Annotated in this window: 10 protein-coding genes, 1 tRNA gene and 1 CRISPR repeat array; of the genes, 7 read left to right on the forward strand and 4 right to left on the reverse strand. The window is 60.9% G+C overall.

All coding sequences use genetic code 11. The annotated features are described in order from the left end of the window. The first annotated feature begins 39 nt into the window (after positions 1-39). From J3T93_RS00185 to J3T93_RS00205, 5 genes are all read left to right on the forward strand, one after another. Positions 40-9,381, forward strand: coding sequence for a type I polyketide synthase (locus J3T93_RS00185; RefSeq protein WP_267430103.1), 9,342 nt, complete (start codon positions 40-42; stop codon positions 9,379-9,381). 254 nt (positions 9,382-9,635) lie between these two features. Beyond that, on the forward strand, positions 9,636-9,995 hold the full coding sequence (locus tag J3T93_RS00190) for a hypothetical protein (RefSeq protein WP_220236335.1): 360 nt from the start codon (positions 9,636-9,638) through the stop codon (positions 9,993-9,995). A 204-nt stretch (positions 9,996-10,199) separates the two neighbouring features. Continuing rightward, positions 10,200-10,616, forward strand: coding sequence for a hypothetical protein (locus J3T93_RS00195; RefSeq protein WP_267430104.1), 417 nt, complete (start codon positions 10,200-10,202; stop codon positions 10,614-10,616). A gap of 306 nt (positions 10,617-10,922) precedes the next feature. Beyond that, a complete protein-coding gene (locus tag J3T93_RS00200; RefSeq protein WP_267430105.1) occupies positions 10,923-11,384 on the forward strand; it encodes a holo-ACP synthase in 462 nt (153 codons plus the stop codon). A 370-nt stretch (positions 11,385-11,754) separates the two neighbouring features. Beyond that, positions 11,755-11,828: transfer RNA gene (locus tag J3T93_RS00205), tRNA-Gly, on the forward strand. Between the two features lie 1,118 nt (positions 11,829-12,946). Next, positions 12,947-17,488: direct repeats of the CRISPR family, unit length 28 nt; unit sequence GTGCTCCCCGCATACGCGGGGATGATCC. A 305-nt stretch (positions 17,489-17,793) separates the two neighbouring features. Here the strand turns inward: J3T93_RS00205 and J3T93_RS00210 are convergent. After that, complete coding sequence (locus J3T93_RS00210; protein WP_267430106.1) at positions 17,794-18,000, reverse strand: hypothetical protein; 207 nt, start codon at positions 17,998-18,000, stop codon at positions 17,794-17,796. Positions 18,001-19,182: 1,182 nt separating this feature from the next. Here J3T93_RS00210 and J3T93_RS00215 point away from each other — a divergent pair. Continuing rightward, a complete protein-coding gene (locus J3T93_RS00215) occupies positions 19,183-19,899 on the forward strand; it encodes a hypothetical protein (RefSeq protein ID WP_267430107.1) in 717 nt (238 codons plus the stop codon). A 181-nt stretch (positions 19,900-20,080) separates the two neighbouring features. Here the strand turns inward: J3T93_RS00215 and J3T93_RS00220 are convergent, their stop codons facing one another. After that, positions 20,081-21,322: a hypothetical protein gene (locus J3T93_RS00220; protein ID WP_267430108.1), complete on the reverse strand. Its 1,242-nt coding sequence runs from the start codon at positions 21,320-21,322 to the stop codon at positions 20,081-20,083. 343 nt (positions 21,323-21,665) lie between these two features. On the opposite strand from J3T93_RS00220, the gene J3T93_RS00225 reads away from it, so the two are divergent. Beyond that, a complete protein-coding gene (locus J3T93_RS00225) occupies positions 21,666-21,851 on the forward strand; it encodes a hypothetical protein (protein WP_267430109.1) in 186 nt (61 codons plus the stop codon). A 175-nt stretch (positions 21,852-22,026) separates the two neighbouring features. Here J3T93_RS00225 and J3T93_RS00230 read toward each other — a convergent pair whose 3' ends face one another. Both J3T93_RS00230 and J3T93_RS00235 read right to left on the reverse strand, forming a co-directional pair. Continuing rightward, complete coding sequence (locus J3T93_RS00230) at positions 22,027-23,292, reverse strand: hypothetical protein (RefSeq protein WP_267430110.1); 1,266 nt, start codon at positions 23,290-23,292, stop codon at positions 22,027-22,029. A 64-nt stretch (positions 23,293-23,356) separates the two neighbouring features. Continuing rightward, positions 23,357-23,656, reverse strand: coding sequence for a hypothetical protein (locus J3T93_RS00235; RefSeq protein ID WP_267430111.1), 300 nt, complete (start codon positions 23,654-23,656; stop codon positions 23,357-23,359). Between the last annotated feature and the right edge of the window lie 38 nt (positions 23,657-23,694).

Here is a 23,694-nt window from a genome sequence, read left to right on the forward strand (position 1 = left end):
CATTATCAGCAATCCCCAACTCTCTATGAATAGGACATCATGACCAGTACATTCTTCATCAACCGTCTCGCCGAGCAGCCGCACGCGCTCATGTTCGCCGGACAGTCCAACCCTTGGACCGTGGCCCTGGCCGATCTGCAGGGCGATCCCGACATCGACAAGGCCTTGAGGGAGCGGATGGCGGCGGCCACCGACCTGCTCAGGGCAGTCAAGCCCGACCTGCTGGCCACCAACGGTCGTCAGCTGGACCTGTTTGGCTACAAGCCCGACCCGGTCAGGCTGGGGCCGGCCGCCGACGCGGCCGTCAGTGTGCCCGGCATCGCCCTGGTGCAGCTGGGCGCCCTCATGGATATGGATCAGCTGGGCTATGACGCGGCCCAGGCCCGTCCCGTGGCCCTGCTGGGACACTCCCAGGGCATCATCGGCGTCCACATGGTCCAGGAGACCCAGGCTGCAGGGTCCCTCAAGGCCGCCCAGGGCGCCATCGACCAGATTCTGGCCACCGCCATGCTGATCGGCGCGGCCGGAACCCGCCAGGCTCGTCGTCTGGGCATCCATCGCCAGGGTGAAGCCACGCCTATGCTCTCGGTGCGCGGCGCCACCCGCCGTCAGGTGGAGGTCCTGGTCGACCGGGTGCCTGGCGCTCGCGGCCCCATCAGCGTGGCCGTGACCAACTCGGATCGCAACCTGGTCCTGTCCGGCTACCCGGAGGATCTGGCCGCCTTCGCCATCGAGGCGAGCAAGGAGAGCGAGCACCAGCTCCAGCTACGCGAAGACAAGGTCCGTGGCGGAACCGCCTTCTCTCCGGTTCTGGAGTACCTGGATGTGACACTGCCCTTCCACTCGCCGCTCATGAAGGAGGCTGTAGATCTGAGCGTGGACTGGGCCTCCCGCTGCGGTCTGGACACCGAGCGCGCCCGGGTCCTGGCCGAGGAAGTCCTGCTCAACCATGCCGACTGGGCAGGCCGGATCGCCGAGGTCATGGACCAGCAGGATGCCGCCTCCCTCTGGCTGGTGGATCTGGGCCCGGGCGAGACCCTGGGCAAGCTGGTGGACAACCTGGTCCAGGGCACCGGTGTGGGCGTGGTCGAGGCCTCCAACCAGGCCCGGCGCGCGCAGCTGTCCACCATGGAGGAGGACCCGGCCAGAACCCAGGACTGGTCCAAGCTGGCCCCACGCTTGCTTGAGACCCCGGCTGGCCCTCGAGTGGAGACCGCCTTCAGCCGGTTGACCGGCAAGCCCCCGGTCATGCTGGCCGGCATGACCCCGACCACCGTGGAGCCCGAGATTGTGGCTGCGGCCGCCAACGCCGGCTACTGGGCCGAGCTGGCCGGTGGCGGCCAGGTGACCGCCGAGGTCTTCGACCGCCATGTGTCCCAGTTGGAGGACCAGTTGCAGGAGGGCCGCACGGTCGAGTTCAACGCCATGTTCATGGACCGATATTTGTGGAACCTCCAGTTCGGCAGCCAACATATCGTGCCCAAGAAACGTGCCTCCGGCACCCCCATCGACGGGGTGGTCATCTCTGCCGGCATCCCCGAGCTGGACGAGGCCGTGACCCTGATCCGTCAGCTCAACGAGGAGGGTTTCCCCTATGTGGCCTTCAAGCCCGGCACGGTAGACCAGATCCGTCAGGTTGTGGCCATCGCCCGCAAGGTCGCCCCCACCCCCATTCTGATGGAGGTCGAGGGAGGGGCCGCCGGCGGCCACCACTCATGGGAGTCCCTGGACGACCTGCTTTCGACCACCTACGCCGAGGTTCGCGCCTGCCCCAACATTGTCCTGGTGGCCGGCGGCGGCATCGGCACCCCTGAGCGGGCGGCCGACTACATCAGCGGCCAGTGGTCCCGCGCCTACAACCTGCCGGACATGCCCGTGGACGGCGTCATGATCGGCACAGCGGCCATGACCGCCAAGGAGGCCCATACCAATCCCGAGATCAAGCGGGCTCTGGTAGCCACTCCCGGCATCGACAGCTCGACTCCGGATCCGGACCCCTTCGCCCCCATGGGCGAGAAGTGGGTGCCCAGCGGCAAGTCTGTGGGAGGCGTAGGCTCCGGCCTGAGCCATCTGCACGCCGACATCTACGAGATGGAGAACTCCTCCGCCGAATGCGGCCGCCTGCTGGTCCGAGTCATGAAGCACCCCGAGGAGCTGGAGACCCGCCGTGGAGAGATCATCGAGGCTCTGAATAAGACCGCCAAGCCCTACTTCGGCGATCTGGAGACCATGACCTACCAGGACTGGGCCCAGCGCTTCGCCGACCTGGCCTGCCCCTGGGCCGATGACACCTACGTCGACCGCTTCCTGCACCTGCTGCGGCGCATCGAGGCCCGTGTCTGTGAGCGCCAGAGCGGCGAGTTCGACTCCATCTTCGTCTCCAGGCAGGATGTGGCCGAGCCCGAGCAGGCGCTTCGTCGGCTGCATGAGGCCTACCCTCAGGCAGCAGAGCTCAAGGTGGTGCCCACCGACGTGGCCTGGTTCCCCGCCCTGGTACGCGAGTACCCCAAGCCCATGCCCTTCGTGCCGGTCATCGACAACGATCTGCTGCGCTGGTGGGGTCAGGATCAGCTCTGGCAGTCAGAGGACCCCCGCTACGGCGCCGACTCGGTCAGGGCCATCCCCGGGCCCATCTCCGTGGCAGGCATCACCACGGTGGACGAGCCGGTGGCATCCATTCTGGGACGGTTCGAGCAGGCGGCCATAGACCGGGTGCGCAATCTGGGCAAGGGCCCAGCCAAGGCTTACAGCCAGCTGGCAGGCGCCGCTGACGCGCAGGAGTTCATCCGTCGCAGCCCCAACATCTCCTGGGTGGGCCACCTGATGGCCAATCCGGCTTACGGAACGGCCATAGACGACCCCAACTACACAATCACCGCCACCGGCCAGGACGACCAGGGCGAGCACTACGACCTGGACATCCATCTGGACACCTACTGGGATGACGACCCTGACGGCGGTCTGGACCGGCATGCGGTGCGCGACATCGTCGTGCCGCTGACCCTCAAGAGCGACCAGGTCGGACTCTTCCCTGTGGTCGACCGCAGCCGCCTGCCCAAGGACGTCTACGCCATGCTGGCCGATACAGCCGGCATCGGCAACACCACCATCACCGGCGACAGGCTGGAGGCCATGCCTGTCATCGAGAATGACGATGACGATCCTGGCCACCCCTTCGGCCTGGCCCACAGCGGCTACACCCTGGCATCCAACCTGGGCTTCGACCATGAGGCGGCCACCGGAGGCGCCCTGCCCGATGCGCTGATCCCCTCCGGCTTCGCCCCTGACGCCCTGGTAGGTCCGGCCTGGCCGGCCATCTACGCAGCCCTGGGATCCGTCTATGTGGATGGCTTCCCCATCATCGAGGGCCTGCTCAACGCGGTCCATTTGGATCACTTGATTGAGCTGGAGGTCAGCGAGGAGCGCCTGCTGAAGTACACCGGCCAGCGGATCGAACTGACCAGCTGGGCCGAGCCCTACCAGGAGTCCGCCTCCGGCCGGGTGGTGACCATCCACGTGGTCCACACCGCCCAGGACGGGACCGTGCTGGCCCGCGAGGTCGAGCGTTTCGCCATCCGTGGTCGCGCCTACAGCAACCAGCTGCCTCAGGAGGCCCCCGAGTACGGCGGCATCCGTGCCGACACCGTGGATACACCCCGCAGGCTGCTGCGCCGCGTCACCGTCACCGCCCCCAAGGACATGACCGCCTTCGCACGCACCTCCGGGGACTTCAATCCCATCCACACCTCCAAACGAGGCGCTGCTGTCTCCGGCCTGTCTGCGCCGCTGGTGCACGGCATGTGGCTGTCGGCCACCGCCCAGTACGCGGCGCAAGCCACCGACGAGCAGGGCATCCACTACGAGATCGTCGGATGGACCTACAACATGTACGGCATGGTCCAGCTGGGCGACAGGGTGGAGATCAGCCTGGAGCGTGTGGGCAAGGTCCGCCATGGCGGTCTGGTCCTGGAGGTCACCTGCAGGATCGACGGCCAGCTGGTCTCCCGCGGCACGGCAATCGCCCGAGCACCACGGACCGCCTACGTCTATCCCGGCCAGGGAATCCAGCAGCAGGGCATGGTTCTTGACGAGCGGGTCAAGTCTCCGGCCGCCCGTGAGACCTGGGAACGGGCCGATGCCCTGACCCGCAGCAAGCTGGGGTTCTCCATCCTGGCTGTGGTGCGTGATAACCCGCATACCCTGACGGCCAAGGGAGTCACCTACCACCATCCGGAGGGGCTGCTCAACCTGACCCAGTTCACCCAGGTGGCCCTGGCAACCGTGGCCTTCGCGCAGACCGCACGCCTGCGTGAGTCCGGCATGGACATCTGGCCCGCCTACTTCGCCGGCCACTCCCTGGGCGAGTACAACGCTCTGAGCTCCTTCGCCGGGGTCATGTCCCTGGAGACGGTCCTGGAGCTGGTCTTCCACCGCGGGTCCACCATGCACTCCCTGATCGAACGCGACGAGCAGGGGCGCAGCAACTACCGGATGGGCGCCCTGCGTCCCAACCAGTTCGGTGTGGGCGACTCCGGTGTCAAGCAGTATGTGGAGTCCGTGTCCAAGGAGTCCGGTGAATTCCTTGAGATCGTCAATTATAATCTGGCTGGTCAGCAGTACGCCGTGGCCGGTACCATCGCCGGCCTGGAATACCTGCGAGCCGATGCCAACCGCCGGGCCAAGGAGGCGGGCGGCAAGCCGGCCTTCATGTATGTGCCCGGCATCGACGTGCCCTTCCACTCCACCCTGCTGCGCAAGGGGGTGCCTGAGTTCCGCGACACTCTGGATGCCCTGCTGCCCGAATACATCGACTATTCACGCCTGGAGGGTCGCTACATACCCAACCTGGTTGCACGGCCCTTCCAGATGACCAAGGAGTTTGCGGCCTCCATCCTGGAGGCGGTTCCCTCCGAACGCATCAAGCAGGCTCTGGACGATCCCCAGGTCTGGGACCAGTATGCTGCCGACGACCAGAAACTTGGCCGCCTGCTGCTGACCGAGCTGCTCTCCTGGCAGTTCGCTTCCCCTGTGCGCTGGATCGAGACCCAGGCGATCATGTTTGACGCCCCCGAGCAGGGCGGTCTGGGCGTGGAACAGCTGATCGAGGTAGGGCTGGGCCATTCGCCCACCCTGGCCAACTTGGCTACCAAGACCCTGAAGCTGCCCGACTTCCGCGAGCGTCATGTGAGCGTCTACAACCTGGGCAGGGACGAGAGCCGGGTCTATCTGACCGACACCGATCCCATGGCACCGGTGGAGGAGGAGATCACGGCTGCTCCGGTCCAGGACTCCATCCCTGATCCAGCTCCGGCACCAACGGCTGCCCCTGAGTCGGCTCCAGCCTCGGCCCCTGCTGGAGACGGCTCGGCTCCGGGTCAGGCGACCGGCGGTCCATCGGGCGCCGATATAGCCGACCTGCCCTTCAGGGCCTCGGATGCCATCGCTGTACTGCTGGCCTACTCCACCAAGATTCGCCCCGAGCAGATCGGGCAGACCGACACCACCGACACCCTGACCAACGGCGTCTCCTCCAGACGCAACCAGCTGCTGATGGACATCAGCTCCGAGCTGGGCGTGGCCAGCGTGGACGGTGCGGCCGAGGCCAGCATGACTGACCTGAGCGCCCTGGTGAACAAGGTGGCCCCCAACTATCGGCCCTTCGGCCCGGTGCTCTCCGACATCGTGCGTGAGCGCATCCGTGACCTCTTCGGCCCATCAGGCATCAAGCTGCAGCAGGTTGAGCAGCGGGTCACCGATGTCTGGCAGCTGGGTGCTGGCTGGGTCTCGGCCACTGTAGCCAGCCTGGTCCTGGATACCCGCGAGGGTGCCTCTTCGCGTGGCGGCGACCTGGCCCTCCTGCCTACTGAAGCCGTCTCCACTGTGGCCGCGGCCAATGCTCTGATCGACCAGGCCGTTCAGCAGGTGGCCCAGCGTCACGGCGTCACGGTCTCCATGCCCTCTGCAGGTGGTGCCGCTGGCGGTGCCGTGGTTGACTCCGCCGCCTTGGATGCCTTCGCGGCCCAGGTGACTGGCTCTGAGGGTGTGCTGGCCTCCACCGCCCGCTTCCTCCTAGACAAGCTGGGGCTTAAGCCCCCGACCGTCCAGCCCGGCGAGAATGAGGATGCAGCCGTCGTGGCCGCCGTCGATGCCGAGCTGGGCAGCGACTGGCCCGAGCAGGTGGCCCCACGGTTCGAGGCTTCACGCGCCGTCCTCTTCGACGATCGCTGGGCCAGCGCCCGCGAGGATCTGGCACACATCTACCATGAGCACGATGATGACCGCAGCCGTCTGAGCTTTGTGGGCGCAGGACGGGAGGTGCACGATCAGGCTGTCTGGTATGCCGATCAGGCGCGCAAACGCGGCGAGCAGGATCTGGACCGGGTCTTCAGCGGCATCGCTGACCAGGCCATGACCCCTGCCGACTCGGACCAGACTGCCGCCCGGTTCGCCAAGGACGTGGCCGTGGTCACCGGCGTGGCTCCCAAGTCCATTGCTGGAGCGCTGACAGCCGGCCTATTGGAGGGCGGGGCGACGGTCATCGCCGTTTGCCACTCCCTGAAGCCACAGACCGTCATCTGGGCACGCGACCTCTATCGCCGCCACGCCGTGGGCGAAGCGCGTCTCTGGATCGTGCCCGCCAACCTGTCCAGCTACCGGGATGTGGATGCCCTGGTCGACTGGGTCGGCAAGGAGCAGCGCAAGACCACAGGGGCTACGACCACCGTGCTCAAGCCTGCCTACGAACCCACCCTGCTGCTGCCTTTCGCAGCCCCCGCCATGCACGGGACCATGGCCGACTCGGGTAGGCTCTTCGAATCCCAGGCCCGGCTCATGCTCTGGAGCCTGGAACGCCAGATCGCCGGGTTCGCCAGCATCGGAGCGGACACCGATGTCGACCACCGTCTGCATGTGGTCCTGCCCGGCTCGCCCAACCGTGGCATGTTCGGCGGCGACGGAGCTTACGGGGAGGTCAAGGCCGCCCTGGACGCCATCGTCAACCGGTCCCGCCCCGAGCAGGACTGGTCCGGCCGGGTCACCTTCGCCCACCCGCTGATCGGCTGGGTCCGTGGCACCGGACTCATGGGCGGCAATGATCCGCTGGTCCAAGTCGTGGAGCGCCATGGCATCCGCACCTACTCCACCGAGCAGATGGCTGATTCTCTGTTGGAGCTGTGCACTGTCCAGGCTCGCCAGCAGGCTCTTCAGGCCCCGCTTCAGGCCGACCTTACCGGCGGCCTGGGCTCCAGCCCGCTAGATCTTAAGGCCCTGAAGGCCGAGGCTGCCCAGGACGACGATTCGTCGACGCCGGCTCCGGCCGGAAAGCCCGGGGATGCGCTTGCAGATGCCGAAAGGGATCCGGACCGGGTCATCAAGGCCCTGCCCACACCCCGGGTGCCTGCCCAGGCTCCGGTAGACCTGCAGGATTGGCAGGGCGTGACCGCTCGGCCCGAGGATCAGATCGTTATCGTATCCATCGGCGAGATGGGCCCCTGGGGTTCCGGCCGCACCCGCTTCGAGGCCGAGATGGGCATCCATTCGGACGGCCAAGTCGACCTGAGCGCCGCCGCCGTCCTCGAGCTGGCCTGGAACATGGGCCTGGTCGAGTGGCAGGACAGCCCCAAGCCGGGCTGGTACGACACTGACGGCGAGCTGGTGCCCGAGCAGGACATCGCCGAGCGCTACCACGACCAGGTGGTGGCCCGCTCCGGCATCCGTCCCTTCGACGATGGGATGGGTTCCGACTACCGCCAGGGCACCAACGAAGAGGAGGTCGACGTCTTCCTGGATCACGACGTGGCCTTCTCGGTGCCCACCAAGGACATGGCCGAGGAGTACGTGGCCCAGGATCCTGACCACACCAGCATCGCCCGCGACGAGCAGTCCGGCGAGTGGACCGTCACCCGCCTGCCCGGCTCCCGCATCCGCGTGCCGCGCCGGGCCACCATGTCCAGGACTGTGGGCGGTCAGTTCCCCCAAGGCTTCGATCCGGTCAAGTGGGGCATTCCGGCCTCAATGGTCGGGGATGTGGACGAGATCGCCCTCTGGAACATCGTGACCACCGTGGACGCCTACCTGTCGGCCGGCTTCACCCCAGTGGAGATCCTCCAGGCGGTGCACCCCTCCAAGGTGGCCTCCACTCAGGGGACCGGCTTCGGCGGCATGGCCTCCATGCGCAAGCTTTACCTGGACCGCTTCCTGGGCAAGGAGATCCCCACGGACATCCTCCAGGAGGCGCTGCCCAACGTGGTGGCCGCGCACGTCATGCAGTCCTACATCGGCGGCTATGGCAACATGGTCCAGCCGGTTTCGGCCTGCGCCACGGCTGCTGTTTCCCTCGAGGAGGGCGCCGACAAGATCGCCCTTGGCAAGGCGGATTTCGTGGTCACGGGTGCCATCGACGACATCGGCGTGGAGTCGGTCATCGGCTTCGGCAACATGAACGCCACCGCCAATTCCGCCGAGATGTACGCCAAGGGCATCCAGCCCCGGTTCTTCTCCCGGGCCAACGACCGTCGGCGCGGCGGCTTCCTGGAGTCCCAAGGCGGCGGAACCATCCTCCTGACCAGGGGAGACATCGCGCTGCGCATGGGTTTGCCCGTGGCTGGCGTAGTTGGATACATCCACTCCTTCGCGGACGGCGCTCACACCTCCATCCCCGCACCTGGGCTGGGGGCTCTGGCCGCCGGCATGGGCGGCAAGGACTCGGATCTGGTGCGCTCACTGGCCAAGCTGGGCGTGGCCCCTGACGACATCGCGGTGGTCTCCAAGCATGACACTTCCACCAACGCCAACGACCCCAACGAGTCCGAGCTGCACAACACCCTGGCCCACGCCATCGGACGGACGGATGGGAACCCGCTCTACGTCATCTCCCAGAAGAGCCTGACCGGCCACGCCAAGGGCGGTGCCTGCATCTTCCAGATCAACGGACTCACCCAGCTCTTCCGGTCTGGGGTCATTCCGGCCAACGCCTCCCTGGACTGCGTGGATCCGGTCCTAAAGCGTGACGACCATCTGGTCTGGCTGGAGCAGCCCCTCAAGGTGGGCAAGGTCAAGGCCGGGCTAGTCACCTCCCTGGGCTTCGGCCACGTCTCCGGCATCGGGGTCATCGTCAGCCCTGGAGCCTTCGAGGCGGCAGTGCTCAAGGCTTCCGGTCGGCAGGCCCTTGATGCTTGGCGTCAGCGGGCCAACGACCGCCTGGCCTCTGGTCAGCGCCGCCTGGAGGAGGGGCGCATGGGCCGGGTCCCGCTCTACGAGTCTATTGACAATCGTCGTTTCCACGAGGACGGCCGCGGCTACGTCGGCCACGAGGTCGAAAAGGCCATGCTCCTGGATCCGAATGCCCGCCTTGGTGCTGACGGATACTACGACCGATCCTGAACCTGACGGCCTGCGACGGCCTGCTCCTGCTCGGTTTATGCCGGGCCGGAACAGGCGGTTTTCTTGTCTGGCAGTGGTTGATTTGTTCGTCTGGGCGTCAGGCAGGTGGTTGCAGAGGCTGATAATGGTGGATTCTGTGTAGATGGCAACGGGGTAGGTGATTCGCGTTCTCAACGGAGTCCGCCTGGCTCATACCATGATGGATATGAGGACCGGATGGCCTTCTTTGCAACCAGAAGGGAAGAGGTCGGACAATGGTTGATCAGGATAACCGGGACCAAGGCAGTAGTCAGTTGGATAATCATGGCGAGATGAAGGCCGATGGTCCGGACAGCCGCCCGGTCAGCTCCATGGCCATCGTCAGCCTGGTGTTGGGAATCGTCGCCCTGCTGGCCTCTTTCTTCAAAGAGATTGATCTGGTGGCCCTCTGCCTGGGCGGCCTCGGGGTCATCTGCTCCCTGCTGGGGTTCTTCTTCGCTCGGAGCGGCGGTCGGCACAAGGGGAAGGTCATGGTCATCTTCGGCCTGGTGATGAGCCTGCTGGCCATCGTCATTGCCTTCTTCATGCATGGCGGGATCAGCCAGCCCTTCGTCATGCCGACCTTCCGGTTCTGATCTGTTGGCAGCCTGGGATCAGAGTCAATTCTGAACCCGGGCTTGGGTGGCCCTTGACAATGGGGCTGACCAGTGGTTCCGGACTCCGGACGAGCCATCAGGGGTCTCTGGTGCTGAGATGGAATGTCTGGTAGTGTTTGCCTCAACTGGGTAATACCCGTAGTGTGGCGGGCATTGCATGGTTCAATCCTGATAGGGGAAGCCATGAAGACAAGACTGCTGGCATTGGTTCTGACGATTATGTCCGGGGCTGTTTCCCTTGCTGGGTGCGGGGGTTCCACCCGCTCGGAGCCGAGCCTGGAAGATGTCAGCGGCAGATTCGCCGCAATGAAGACATACGACCTGACCGGGGATGGCGGCAAAGTGACTATTTCCGCCAAGAAGCAGGGTACCGTCTACCTCCTCGCGATGAGGCCGGACCTGCGCAAGGTGGATGCCGGGCGGTGCACTGTCGACGGCAAAACAATGCGGTCCTCCTCTTCAAACCTCAATTACCCCGCAGGACAGGGGAAGAATTTCTTTGCCTTTGCCGAGTCCTCGATCGTCGGCGGCAATCATCAGCTCGCCTGCACCCAGAACGAGGGGACAAGGTTGCTGGCCCTGGTCGAACCTGCTTCCTGATGGCTGCGACGTATCCGGAGATATGGCACGGCAGCCATGAAACAGGATTGGAATCCGGATTGAGATGCCATGTCCGACCGTATTGCCGCCAGATGCCTTATGCGCCATGGAGCCGAATGCCTGCTATATGTAGAGCGACCGCCTGAAGCTGGGGATGGCGCTTGAATGGGCCGTACGGGTCTGGTCGCGAAGGCAGTAGGAAGGGCTGGTCCCACCAGGTGTATGCCTAAGCTGGCCTCCAATCCCTGCTTTTGACTGGCGACCCAGGACTTGCCGATGGCCTTCCATCAAGGGCATACTCATATCATGGGTTTTTCGGGTGAGAAAACTGTGTTGGGACTGGGGCATGATCTGGTCTTCATAGCCGATTTCGCCGAGCGGTTGGCCATGCCAGGTACTCGGATGAGCAGTTTGTTTTCAGTCCGTGAGCGACGGCAGTCCCAAGAGCGGGCCCGGGTCAAGGGCGATAATTCCGAATCGCACCTGGCAGTCCGTTGGGCCGGCAAGGAGGCTGTTCTGAAGGCCTGGTCTGAGGCGCTTGAAGAGAGGAGTGCCCCCTATGGCCTGGATGACTTCCCTTGGGGTGCAATTGAGATCCTGGATGATAGCCGGGGCAGACCTGGTGTCTATTTGGCGCAAGATCTGCAACTGGCTCTGTCTGATTCCCTGGGCGCTGATGGAAACGATCGGCTGGCATGGCATATTTCCCTCACCCACGACGCAGGACTGGCTTCCGCGGTTGTCATGCTGGAACGGCTCTTGTCGTGAGCTGAACGCCTCTGCTGTTCACCCCCTGAACTTCGGAAAACGGCGGCAATCTGAATCCGGGATGTCAACCTGTTTTTGTGACCACCGCCTACCTGGGATCCGTATGTCGCGGCTCTTGCGCGACGCGTGGATTCCCAGCAAGGCGGGAAGAGATGCCAGACTACGACTTCTTGGAAAGGATGATCTCTTTCGATGGGTCCGTCTTCACAACGAATCCCCCGGTACCGGCTTCAATGGCTTTTCTGCCATGCGGGGTCGGGGAGCCCGCGGATCCATTTGGTGGCCTCAATGCGATCGCATTCAGGATGACAGGCACTGGCAGTCGAGATGTCGCACCCTGTGGTAAGCTCTTTACCGAGCCAACGGCTTTGCGGGCGTAGCTCAATGGTAGAGCCTCAGTCTTCCAAACTGATTACGCGGGTTCGATTCCCGTCGCCCGCTCCATGGCAATCTTTGATATTTTATTCAGCAATTGGGCGAATATCTTGTAGGTTTTCTTACCGAGGAGATAAGAAGCGTCTCATATTTCAGAGTAAAAAACAATCCAATATCAGACGCAATCTGGGGAACAGCACATAAAGTGGCAAGTTTATTGTGTTGCTGCTTCAGGTGCTGCTGCTGTTTGAACCTATTGCGTATGTTCAAATTCGTTGTAGAGAAAGGGCGAAATGAGCAGTTTAACAGGTAGTGGTTCGGGCGGCCTGAGTTCATCCCATAAGTACACTTCTGTGGCTGCCTTTACCGATTTATGAGGTTGCAAGGTCTTCGAACTATGACAAGGTGATTTGCTACGAGGCCAATAAGGGAATACTCGGACCCATGGATATTGCCGGGTTTGAACAAGTGTTGGGTCTGGGCTATGATTTGGTCGACCTGCAGGAGTTTGGTCGGTAGCTAGCCATGTCAGGCACGCGCATGCTCAGTTTGTTCTCGATGCGAAAGCGGCGGCAGGGTGAGCCGAGAGCATTGATCAAGGATGACACAGCGGCGCACTAGGCATGCGCTGGGCCGGTAATAAGTGGAATCGGTGCTCAAGCCTGGCCTCAGGCACTGGGGTTTGAGCCATCACCCTATGAGTTGGATGACTGCTCCTAGAGCTGGGCGGATATTCCTGACGATAGTAGAGGTTGACCGAGTGTCCGCTTGAGTTCCTCTCTGGCAGCCAAGCTTCATGATTTCTTGCCTCTAACCGGTGGTCAGGTCAATCGAGTGCAGTTGTGCTGGCACATCGCTCTCAGTCATGCTGGACCGGTAGCTTCGGCTGTTGTGCTTCCGTGCAGGCGCGTCTGGAATGAGGTTAAGGCATCAGCTGTTTGGATGAATTCCTGGCTAGTTCGTTGGGCTGTCCAAAACAGCAGTTCGGCAGATGGGACGATGTTGGAAGTCGTATCGGTTGCCAATGGTCTCAAGAGCGGTCAGCAGCGTGCATTACAGGCGTTTTTCAGGCGAGCGACCACGGTTTCGGTGTAGACTGACTGCACGTTGCCTCTTCTTGAGGTGTGCTCCCCTCATTGTAGGGGGGATGGCCCTCATTGGCGTACGACTATTCTACATTCCCAATAGTGCTCCCCGCATACGCGGGGATGATCCCGAGTTTGAATTCTGTCGCTATTGTTTTATATAGTGCTCCCCGCATACGCGGGGATGATCCTCCTCGAACGCGGCTGAGCTTAAGCTCTCCCAGGTGCTCCCCGCATACGCGGGGATGATCCCACGCACGGCGACATCATCGGCGGGGCCATGGCGTGCTCCCCGCATACGCGGGGATGATCCCTGGGCCATCACCGCGAACATGCCGAAGATCATGTGCTCCCCGCATACGCGGGGATGATCCATTTTACGTAAAAAAGGACGACAGATTTGAAGAGTGCTCCCCGCATACGCGGGGATGATCCCCGCAATACGGACAGAGGGGGTATGTATGATCGGTGCTCCCCGCATACGCGGGGATGATCCGGACAAGATCATGTCAGTACAAAGCAAGGCCCAGTGCTCCCCGCATACGCGGGGATGATCCCTGGTGTACGGCATCAAGGCAGTCTATGTCATGGTGCTCCCCGCATACGCGGGGATGATCCCTCCATCCGACCCACAGCGCCGCGTTTGCGGCGGTGCTCCCCGCATACGCGGGGATGATCCCAAGTCCTCCGGATCGCAAAAAATGTTAATCCTGTGCTCCCCGCATACGCGGGGATGATCCCCACGAAAACAGGCGCACCATCCTCAGCCCTATGTGCTCCCCGCATACGCGGGGATGATCCTCCGCGTTTATGTCAAAAGGTCTTACGGCTAGGGTGCTCCCCGCATACGCGGGGATGATCCCCCGTTGCAGAAGGCCATGAGAAGCAGAGAGTTGTGCTCCCCGCATACGCGGGGATGATCCCTCATGATCCGGGGTCTTCTGGTCCGCCTGCTTGTGCTCCCCGCATACGCGGGGATGATCCCACCACGCAGCAAAACGGCGAACAGAACATCGAGTGCTCCCCGCATACGCGGGGATGATCCCGCTTTTCACTGACTGAACTTCATCTTCAGTTAGTGCTCCCCGCATACGCGGGGATGATCCCGTAGGCGCCTTGACATCAAAGATATCCTTGATGTGCTCCCCGCATACGCGGGGATGATCCTATGATGTCACTGAAAGATTTCCTGGTGCAAAGGTGCTCCCCGCATACGCGGGGATGATCCCGAATCCACGCCGTTGCGCAGGACCTGCGGCACGTGCTCCCCGCATACGCGGGGATGATCCCGACCCGTGAGGCCCTCCACCTGCCGCAGCAGTGTGCTCCCCGCATACGCGGGGATGATCCCAGTGACTGTCATTACTACCGCAAGATAAGCAGGTGCTCCCCGCATACGCGGGGATGATCCCAGAGTGATTACCGGTAACGCCAACGACGGTTAGTGCTCCCCGCATACGCGGGGATGATCCCTCACCGAGAAATTCCGCACTGACTTGCTGGTAGTGCTCCCCGCATACGCGGGGATGATCCTCGGACAGGTAGATTACCGGATTGACCCCGGTAGTGCTCCCCGCATACGCGGGGATGATCCCGCCAAGCGGCAGGCATGAAAAAGACCGGACCTGTGCTCCCCGCATACGCGGGGATGATCCGTCAGACGCGCGCACGTCGCACACGAGCATCCAGTGCTCCCCGCATACGCGGGGATGATCCGGCGCAGCAGGCAAATACACGTCTGGCCGAACCGTGCTCCCCGCATACGCGGGGATGATCCCGACACCGTTAATCATGCAAACCTGAAGATGCTGTGCTCCCCGCATACGCGGGGATGATCCCGAGATGAGCACGCTCACCGCGCCGTAGCCCTGGTGCTCCCCGCATACGCGGGGATGATCCTTCAACAAAGGTATACCGATCAACAACAATCAGGTGCTCCCCGCATACGCGGGGATGATCCTGTCTGACCATTGTGCGCCGTCCCAGATCCAGAGTGCTCCCCGCATACGCGGGGATGATCCCCTTACTTCCCTTCACATGGACGCGAGCCGGGCGTGCTCCCCGCATACGCGGGGATGATCCCTCGACAAAGCAGACCCCATCTGGTAGCCGCATGTGCTCCCCGCATACGCGGGGATGATCCTCCTATAGATACGGCCTGTGGAGCAACCCAAAGGTGCTCCCCGCATACGCGGGGATGATCCCAAACGGGAACAGAACATACGTCATTCACCCCCGTGCTCCCCGCATACGCGGGGATGATCCTCAACGAAGGCCTTGCCGTTCCATACTTGGATGGTGCTCCCCGCATACGCGGGGATGATCCCTGCCACAATTTGCACGACGCCATGATGAACGGGTGCTCCCCGCATACGCGGGGATGATCCGCTGAACGAGATCTACTCCCAGCTGGGCATAGAGTGCTCCCCGCATACGCGGGGATGATCCCTTCCCGAAGATTATGAAGAACCTCGGCTATTCGTGCTCCCCGCATACGCGGGGATGATCCGACCACAAGACGGTAGGACCCGTCCGGGAAAGGGTGCTCCCCGCATACGCGGGGATGATCCTCAAAGCCGAATACCAGCATATCGCCACACGCAGTGCTCCCCGCATACGCGGGGATGATCCCGGCTTATCCTTCTCGTCCCCGGCCATGATTACGTGCTCCCCGCATACGCGGGGATGATCCGGGGTCCAGAAAATGCTTTCACGCTCCTGGTTGGTGCTCCCCGCATACGCGGGGATGATCCCTCCCACGCTTTGACCGGCTGCCAGATGTCCGGGTGCTCCCCGCATACGCGGGGATGATCCCGGCTCCACCTCTCCCGGGGTCCTTCCTTCGAGGTGCTCCCCGCATACGCGGGGATGATCCAGCCACACGCCGGATATCATCAGGAGTCAGCAAGTGCTCCCCGCATACGCGGGGATGATCCTGTGACTTCCGCACCGTCCTTCCATGCGGCCTTGTGCTCCCCGCATACGCGGGGATGATCCCGTGGACAAGCAGACCCTGGAGCTGATGGATCTGTGCTCCCCGCATACGCGGGGATGATCCCGTTTTGATATCCTCCCCTTCGGCGGCGGACAGGTGCTCCCCGCATACGCGGGGATGATCCCGGGTCTGCCGCGCCGAGTAGTTGAGCGGCAGCGTGCTCCCCGCATACGCGGGGATGATCCGTCATCGGCCTCGTCTGGGTCATAACGCGCAGCGTGCTCCCCGCATACGCGGGGATGATCCTTGCCTTTATCTGAGTGCTTCAGCATGTCATCGGTGCTCCCCGCATACGCGGGGATGATCCTAGTATCTATTCGACCGCTTGAAGCACCAGCTGGTGCTCCCCGCATACGCGGGGATGATCCCGACCATCGACTCTCACGGTCTGCTCATGATACGTGCTCCCCGCATACGCGGGGATGATCCTGGATTTCGTAGGAATCGGAAAGATCGTAGTTAGTGCTCCCCGCATACGCGGGGATGATCCATCCGCAGGCACGCCGCCATCCAGGCTCCCATCGTGCTCCCCGCATACGCGGGGATGATCCGCAGGGGTCCATGCGCGCCTGGACGCTGTTCATGTGCTCCCCGCATACGCGGGGATGATCCTTGCCAACCACTCTGGGTGGGGGCGGGGAGATGGTGCTCCCCGCATACGCGGGGATGATCCCGGAGCAATGCCGGCCTGCAGGCGGCCGGGGCGGTGCTCCCCGCATACGCGGGGATGATCCCAGACAGCACCACTACCAGACAGCGCACCACACGTGCTCCCCGCATACGCGGGGATGATCCTAGGTAAGATTCTCAAGAAGTGGATCAAAGCGGGTGCTCCCCGCATACGCGGGGATGATCCCGTCACCGGCTGGTAAACCCATCGACCACGGCGGTGCTCCCCGCATACGCGGGGATGATCCCACGGATGCGGACCCAAGGAGGACGGGGCATGGGTGCTCCCCGCATACGCGGGGATGATCCTTGTATTTTGACGCACGATTGAAAGCGATAGGCGTGCTCCCCGCATACGCGGGGATGATCCCGACAAGCAGGCCATCCGCCTCAAGGAGAGGGTGTGCTCCCCGCATACGCGGGGATGATCCCGGCCGAGGAATCCGCGAATACTCGTACGCTGCGTGCTCCCCGCATACGCGGGGATGATCCCACCTTGGATAAGCACCGGCAGTGTGGTGGTTAGTGCTCCCCGTATACGCGGGGATGATCCTCTAAGTCCTGAGGATTTTATAGGTAAGTATTTGTGCTCCCCGCATACGCGGGGATGATCCCAGACGGCGCCACTGCCAGACAGCGCACCACACGTGCTCCCCGCATACGCGGGGATGATCCTCCGTGTTTATGAGTTGCAAACCGTTTTTCAGTGTGCTCCCCGCATACGCGGGGATGATCCTTCGTGTGGCTACTCATTCCACACTTACCAGTGGTGCTCCCCGCATACGCGGGGATGATCCGGACACAGATCATGACCATGACAGTATACAGCGGTGCTCCCCGCATACGCGGGGATGATCCGGCCGGATTGCGGACCAGCTCTACACCCCGCGAGTGCTCCCCGCATACGCGGGGATGATCCCATGAATAGGCAAATTCACAGGCTCACGAGTGCGTGCTCCCCGCATACGCGGGGATGATCCAGTGTACTAGGGTCTGGACCGCGCCAGCTTTCCATGCTCCATGCATTGGCAGAGATAATTCTAAGCCCCAGCACTCACGGGAGATATAAGTGCTTCTCGCATTTGTGATGATAAATAATTCTTGATTTTCACCGTGCTTCCATTGTTCCTTCTTATTGGCATTCTGCACGCGTTCTGCTGGATGCTGCTTGTGTGCGATCGGCTTTGCGGTTGCCGTGGTTGTTTCTTTATGCCAGCGCTGTGAATGTGAAAAGACCAATGGGAACTTCCCGATGTTTATTAGGTACAGGTAGGTTGGTTGGTGCTCATGTGTTCAGATACTCCCTGAAGGGTTCAAGATCAATAAACTCGTGGCCGTTGGCCATCTTCCTTACTTGGGCTGGGGAAAGCCGCATCAGCTTGGGGTGACCGCATACGGCGTCGAGCACGCTCTCGATGGCTGCCGGCGACTCACCTGCTGTGAGAGCATTCTCCGCGTCGTCCTCGCTGTATGTCCAGGCTTTGTCGGGCAACTGCCATCATGGCATCAAAGCTGATGTCAGTCATCCATGTCCTCCTTTCAGTGTCCCTGCCTGTTAGGCTATGCTTCCCGCATCCGAACGTGGTGACTCGTTGTCTGCGTTTCGCTGTGGTTCGGGACGCAGACCAAGATCCTTTGGTCTTGTCCTTTATATGCTGTTCGTGGCCATAGCTCAAATTTGTGAAGGCGTGAACTTCTAGCTGGGTTCTTTAAGGTGGAGAGCAGTGAGTTCGGATGACTTGTTCTTGGCATCGGGCTCTCGAGTAGCGCCTTCAAATGTTTGAGAGCCTTCGCATCCGTTGAGCTTAACTTGCTGGCGGAAATACACAGTTGACTGCAACCTCTTTCTTCCGACAAGTTGGCATCCTTGCAGCAGCACGGCATATTCAGTAGACCGGAATTAATATCCAGCCTTTCCGGTTTGTGTTGTATCGCCTGCACAAGTCAATATCAGAAAATCGAATAATCGAAGAGATTCATGCTTTGTAATCATAATAGGGCTAAAAACTGGATAAATGATTAGCTGGGCCAGAACCTTACGTGCTGCAGGTATGCACAATGCGCAAAGGGGGAGAGCCTCCCGAGCGCTCATAATTTTTGATGATTATATGAATACCATCGACGGGGATCCGACCACAGAAAAACTGATGCCCCTGATCGAGGAGGCAGGATCTTCGGATATCGATGTGTTCTGCTAACCGATCTATTCAAGCTGGGATCCAGGTGAAGCGCGCGATATAGGCAGAGCACTCGCCTTGAAGGAAGATGCGTCTGCTGTGTTTGCTGGCAAAATTTTGTGGAGGCAGGCAGATTAACAGCAGGGAGCAAGAGCGGGATGATGCGATTGTAGACAAGAATAAAGAAGGTATGAGAACGGACATCCATGGCAAATTGATAATTCGTGGATCCGTTCCCAAACCTCAGTGGTTGATGGTTTGTCTGTTCTTAGTTTTGGAGCTTTCTGAACAGGATTTGACTTTTCGATTCATGTGCATGTGTGTCTTAGTCGTCTAGTGATGAAAAACGAGCGGCAGGGGGATATGGCAACTGAAGTGGATGGTCAGCTGCATCAGGTCTATGCGATGACTTTTGCGTTTCTGGGCACGAGTGTGCTGCCCGGTATAAGCTGTAGGCGATGTGTTCACGAGTGGCGGACTTGGAGGTGTGGTCGCCGATGGAACAATTCGACGATACGAATGGTGCGGAATCCGCCAGAGGCGATGCAGCTGGTTCCGTAGCCGTGCCGACGCACACGGATGAAGCAACTGCTGTGAACAAGGTTTCGGCCCATCCCGAGGCCACTATTCCAGATTCGGAATACTCACTGGCTGAGATCGAGCAGCGCCGTGCCCGTCCGGTCCGCTGGGTCGTCTTCGCGCTGGCAGTCCTCTTGGCCATTGTCATTCCTTACGGATACGGTCGCTCGCTGGCCATCAACCACACCCAGGGCGTACTCCACTATGCCTCGGTCCTGGATCCGCGAGGCATAGCCCTGATTGCCTGGACGGTGACCGTGCTGACCTTTATGGGTATCGCCATGTCCATCATTGAGTCGTCCTCCTGGTTCTGGCGGGTGGTCTTCGTGCTGGGGCTAGCCGCAGAGCAGCTGATCGCCGGCCTCTGCCTGCTCAAGATGAATTTCTGGTACAGCACCTTCGTGGTCTACCAGCATCAGGCCATCCTGGCCAACGCGGCCAACCTGGGCATCATCGCCGCTGGCTTGGGCGTGGCGGTCTTCGCCATCCTCTTTGTGGCCATCCTGGTCTGCGTCAAGAAGGATTCCCCCTGGAACGCGCTGACCCACAGCTGGTCGGCCCTGTCCATGTTCTTCATCATTGAACTGATTGCCATAGCCATTGTCCTCTTCGGCGGTCTCATCACCGCGGTTTGATTCGTAGGGCAGCTAATTCGCGAGAAATAGGTCGCCCGATATGCTGTAACCGACGAGTTGGGGTTTTCAGGTTGGTTTTCGTCTGCACACGGCAATAGACGTGGTTGTAAGACCACGATGCTATGCCCCACTGATTGCTGCAGAGCATTTGACCGTCGGGGATGAGTTGTTGTGTGTGATTCTATTCTGCTAATTCCCGATCCAGACGGTTGGCTATCCAACCAGCGTAGAAGACGTCTATGGTGGATATGATCAAGCCGATCCCCGCGAGAATGAAGGTGGGCCAGAACAAATAGGCCTTAAACCAGTCGGGGAGGTTGTCGATACCGTGGATGAAGAAGTCGTCCATGAAAGGGTAGGCCATCATCAGGACGAGTGCGGTGTAGGCGAGGGCGTGGATGGTGTAGGGGATGGTGGTCCCGGTGATGTATCGCATGCCGATGTTGAAGTTGTCGAGGGCGGTTTGGAGTTCGCGGCTGCTGGCCGGGGTCATGAGGTGTGGGGGGAATTGCCTGCGGGTGGCCCAGATCCATGTGCCGATGCCGAGGGCGAGGCCCAGGACGCAGCAGACGATCTCAGAGGTCAGTGGGGGCATGCCCAGGAGGGCCTCGCTGGCATGGAGGGGAGGGTGCGGCCTGGAGCTGCGCCTTACGCGGGCTATTCCGAAGGCGACCATGAGGATGGAGATGATCAGCGCGGTGACGTATATGGGGGCGGCGTAGTGTTGCTTGTTGTATTCCCTGGCTTCCGGGGTCCGGTAGTTCATGGGGGCTTTGAGGGGCTGGTTGCGGACGCGGTCCCAGTAGACGCGGGTGAACTGGTCGGGCAGGTAGCCGATGGCTTCGTAGCGCCACCATGCGGGGCGGCGGGCGTGCCAGTGCGGTGTCGGCTGTGTCCTGCGGCGGACGGGGTCCTCCCACTGGTGGCCGTGGGCGAGGGCGCGGACCTGGCGGGCGCGCAGGAGCCTGGTGACGGGGTTGTCGGGCCCTTTCCAGGCGAGGAGGCTGACCTGGTCCTGGGTGAAGGTGACCAGGTCGGGGTCGGGGCCGGGGGTGTGGCCGACGCCGACCTCGGGCAGGGGGATGTCGCCGCCGGGGATCACGCCGGGGCCGCGGGCGTCGCCGCCCACGGAGCAGATCCTGCCCGCGTACCATGGGCCGGTGGCCTGTTCGGGTGGCTGCACGTATTGGCCGACCAGGCGGACCACCAGCCCGTTCTCTCCCAGCCCGTCGAACAGTCCGGCGCCCCTGCAGGCCCCCGATACGGTGGCGGGCCCGTCGGCCAGGACGACCAGCGATCCCAGGGGCAGGACCTGCCCGGGCCGGGGCCGGCCGATCCTGCGGCGCCGCCGCCACACGTGCCCCTGGAAGGTCTGCAGGCACAGGCCCCGCGCCAGAAGGTAGGGCGCCAGGACACGGTCCATCAGCCGCCTCGACCTCCACGCATTGAACGACACCACCGCAAACAACCAGACCAGCACCGCCCCGAAAAGCAGCAAACCGACCATCAAATACAACATCAGTGCATCATCCCTATACCTCCCCGGTTTCTATCCGGGTCACGGAACCGGCCTTCTCTCCCTCTCATTTTCGCTGCGACCGGTACCAGTCATGCGACATTCCCCGATGCCGGCACAGGCCACCGCCGTTATCGGATAAACGGAAGAGGAAGATGAACCTCATACTGTATCAGTATGATACATTAAAAAATACGTTCTCCCCGCGGGTGCAGGGATGGCCCACGTCTTTAAAGAGGAAGGCCCCGTAATGTCTGGTCCAAACAACAGAAAACTGTATCGGTACTGCGCGCTTCTTGGGATCTTCACCAATTTGATTGCCTTGAGTGTCGTTCTCGACATTATTCCTTTAGTGATTGCGTTCGCTGGCATTGAGCTGTGTCTGCTCGTGGCGATCGGCGTGCAGATCGGCAAGCGCATCTCATCCAGGCATTGAGGGTATATGACAAGATGCCCTAATCTGTTCAGAGTTCGACAGGAATCAGGGTGGCGAGCCATGGCATGTATGGCCGCGCATGCCTTACCGCCCCGAAAAGCAGCAAACCGACCATCAAATACAACATGAAAATCCTTTTGTAAGCCTTAATTCTAAGAATTGCTTTCTCCGGCATTCACCAAACGTTATCCCGAATATGGTCCCATAAGCCATCGCCTTGGCCACGCTTGACATTATTGTCGTAAAAGCAGTTTCTAAATGCCGGTATTACAACGCCAACTATTAAGCCAACTATCGCACCTGCTATTGTGCCGACTCCGGGGGCGAAGGCGGTACCGATAAGAGTGCCTATATAAGCGCCGGTTACGGCCCCGCCAAACCCTCCCACTGTGGTGAAAGCTCCATGAACAAGAGCATCTTGAGTTGCGGCATGCTCTCCATAGGCTTCTTTCCGATCAAAGTAAGTACCGGAAGCGTCAGCCACTCCGCCGACCAAGCTGCCAACCACGCTTATCGTTCCAGCTTTGGTTGCGGCTTTGCCGGCAACCTTGTATATATCTTCTGCTGTTTTAGATGCTGGTGCAATAAGATCACCGCCCTCAACGAGTCCACCGACAATAGGAGCATACCAATTCCCTGATAATCCTTCTCCAATGAGTCCTGCGGTCTTTAGCCCCTCAATCAGGGCTGGATCAGCTTTCATAAGTTCAGCTATTCTGCTCAGTGCTTCAAAACCGCCTGAGAGAACACTGCCGACCGTGAAAGAGCGGTTCAATGTGCTCAGTTGCATGGCCTTGGCGGTTGCTTCATCAACGCATCCGTCAAGGTCGTTTTTGGTTTTCCTGGCAGCGTCCTTGTATTGTTCCCTGGCCTGGCTGACTTCAAGCTTCAACCGATTGATTTCGGCATTGTCGTCGGCAATTTGCCCTTGGTAACGAGTTATGCTCTCGTTTGTCGAATCAATGATACCAAGCAGACGATTGGTCTCCCGCGACATGCTGTCCCCATTGGTTTGCCTGACTCTCTCCAGATTATCGCTGGTTCTTTTCAGTGACTGCTTCGCCCGGTTGATTTTCTTCCGATTCCTCGCGGTTGAGTCGCGAAGGTTCATTGCCTTTCGGCAATCTCTGTATGCGGTATCTTGGCTCGTGTCGACTGCAGACCCCCAGCTTCTTAATGCTTGGTCGATGCTCCCGTAGACCTCTGAAAGGCGTCCGGCAAACTGTGCCACTTGAGAAAGGGACTGTTGGAGCTGTTCTGCTGAATCGCCTTTGAAATCAGGTGCCTTTCCGCAAACGCTGGTTATGGAGTGACTCACTTCCTGGCAACGTTTACCGTTCTCGGAAAACTGCGAGGCCAGTGCGTCGATTGTGCTCTTCCATCCTGGTACAGGGTTCTTTGATAGGTCTAGAGCCGACCAATCCAAATCTGAAGCGCCCATGATGCCGTATCCTTAAGTAGTGTCATCCCGTTCAATGCAAATATCAAAAGTTGTAATTTTTTTTTTATTTGCGCTTTTTGATTTCAACGCTCAACTTGTCATCGACATTGCTTGTCTGCATGGTTACCGATTTAATGAACTGATTAAGAACGCGAACAGATTGCTGCAGGTTCAACATACGCTGTTTTAGGTTGTCATTGGCCCGATTCGTACTGTCGGTTACTGAGTCGTCCCCTAATCCGTCTTCACCCTGAACGCTGTCGACGTTAATGGTGTTTACTTCATACTCCCAGTTTTTGTCGGCTTGGTTCAAGGTTCTGCTCATGTCGCCAAGCTGACCGTAATCCACGGAAAAGTCCGCCATGGTCTTCTCCCGTCTCTCCCTTTTATCAAGTATGTCCT

It is taken from the genome of Bifidobacterium sp. B4111, assembly GCF_026537235.1.
Lineage (GTDB): Bacteria > Actinomycetota > Actinomycetes > Actinomycetales > Bifidobacteriaceae > Bombiscardovia.

What these genes read in the sequence shown, in the direction of transcription:
- J3T93_RS00185 (WP_267430103.1), top strand. Translation starts at nt 40, where the DNA reads ATGACCAGTACATTCTTCATCAACCGTCTCGCCGAGCAGCCGCACGCG.
- J3T93_RS00190 (WP_220236335.1), top strand. Translation starts at nt 9,636, where the DNA reads ATGGTTGATCAGGATAACCGGGACCAAGGCAGTAGTCAGTTGGATAAT.
- J3T93_RS00195 (WP_267430104.1), top strand. Translation starts at nt 10,200, where the DNA reads ATGAAGACAAGACTGCTGGCATTGGTTCTGACGATTATGTCCGGGGCT.
- J3T93_RS00200 (WP_267430105.1), top strand. Translation starts at nt 10,923, where the DNA reads ATGGGTTTTTCGGGTGAGAAAACTGTGTTGGGACTGGGGCATGATCTG.
- J3T93_RS00215 (WP_267430107.1), top strand. Translation starts at nt 19,183, where the DNA reads ATGGAACAATTCGACGATACGAATGGTGCGGAATCCGCCAGAGGCGAT.
- J3T93_RS00220 (WP_267430108.1), bottom strand. Translation starts at nt 21,322, where the DNA reads ATGGACCGTGTCCTGGCGCCCTACCTTCTGGCGCGGGGCCTGTGCCTG.
- J3T93_RS00225 (WP_267430109.1), top strand. Translation starts at nt 21,666, where the DNA reads ATGTCTGGTCCAAACAACAGAAAACTGTATCGGTACTGCGCGCTTCTT.
- J3T93_RS00230 (WP_267430110.1), bottom strand. Translation starts at nt 23,292, where the DNA reads ATGGGCGCTTCAGATTTGGATTGGTCGGCTCTAGACCTATCAAAGAAC.
- J3T93_RS00235 (WP_267430111.1), bottom strand. Translation starts at nt 23,656, where the DNA reads ATGGCGGACTTTTCCGTGGATTACGGTCAGCTTGGCGACATGAGCAGA.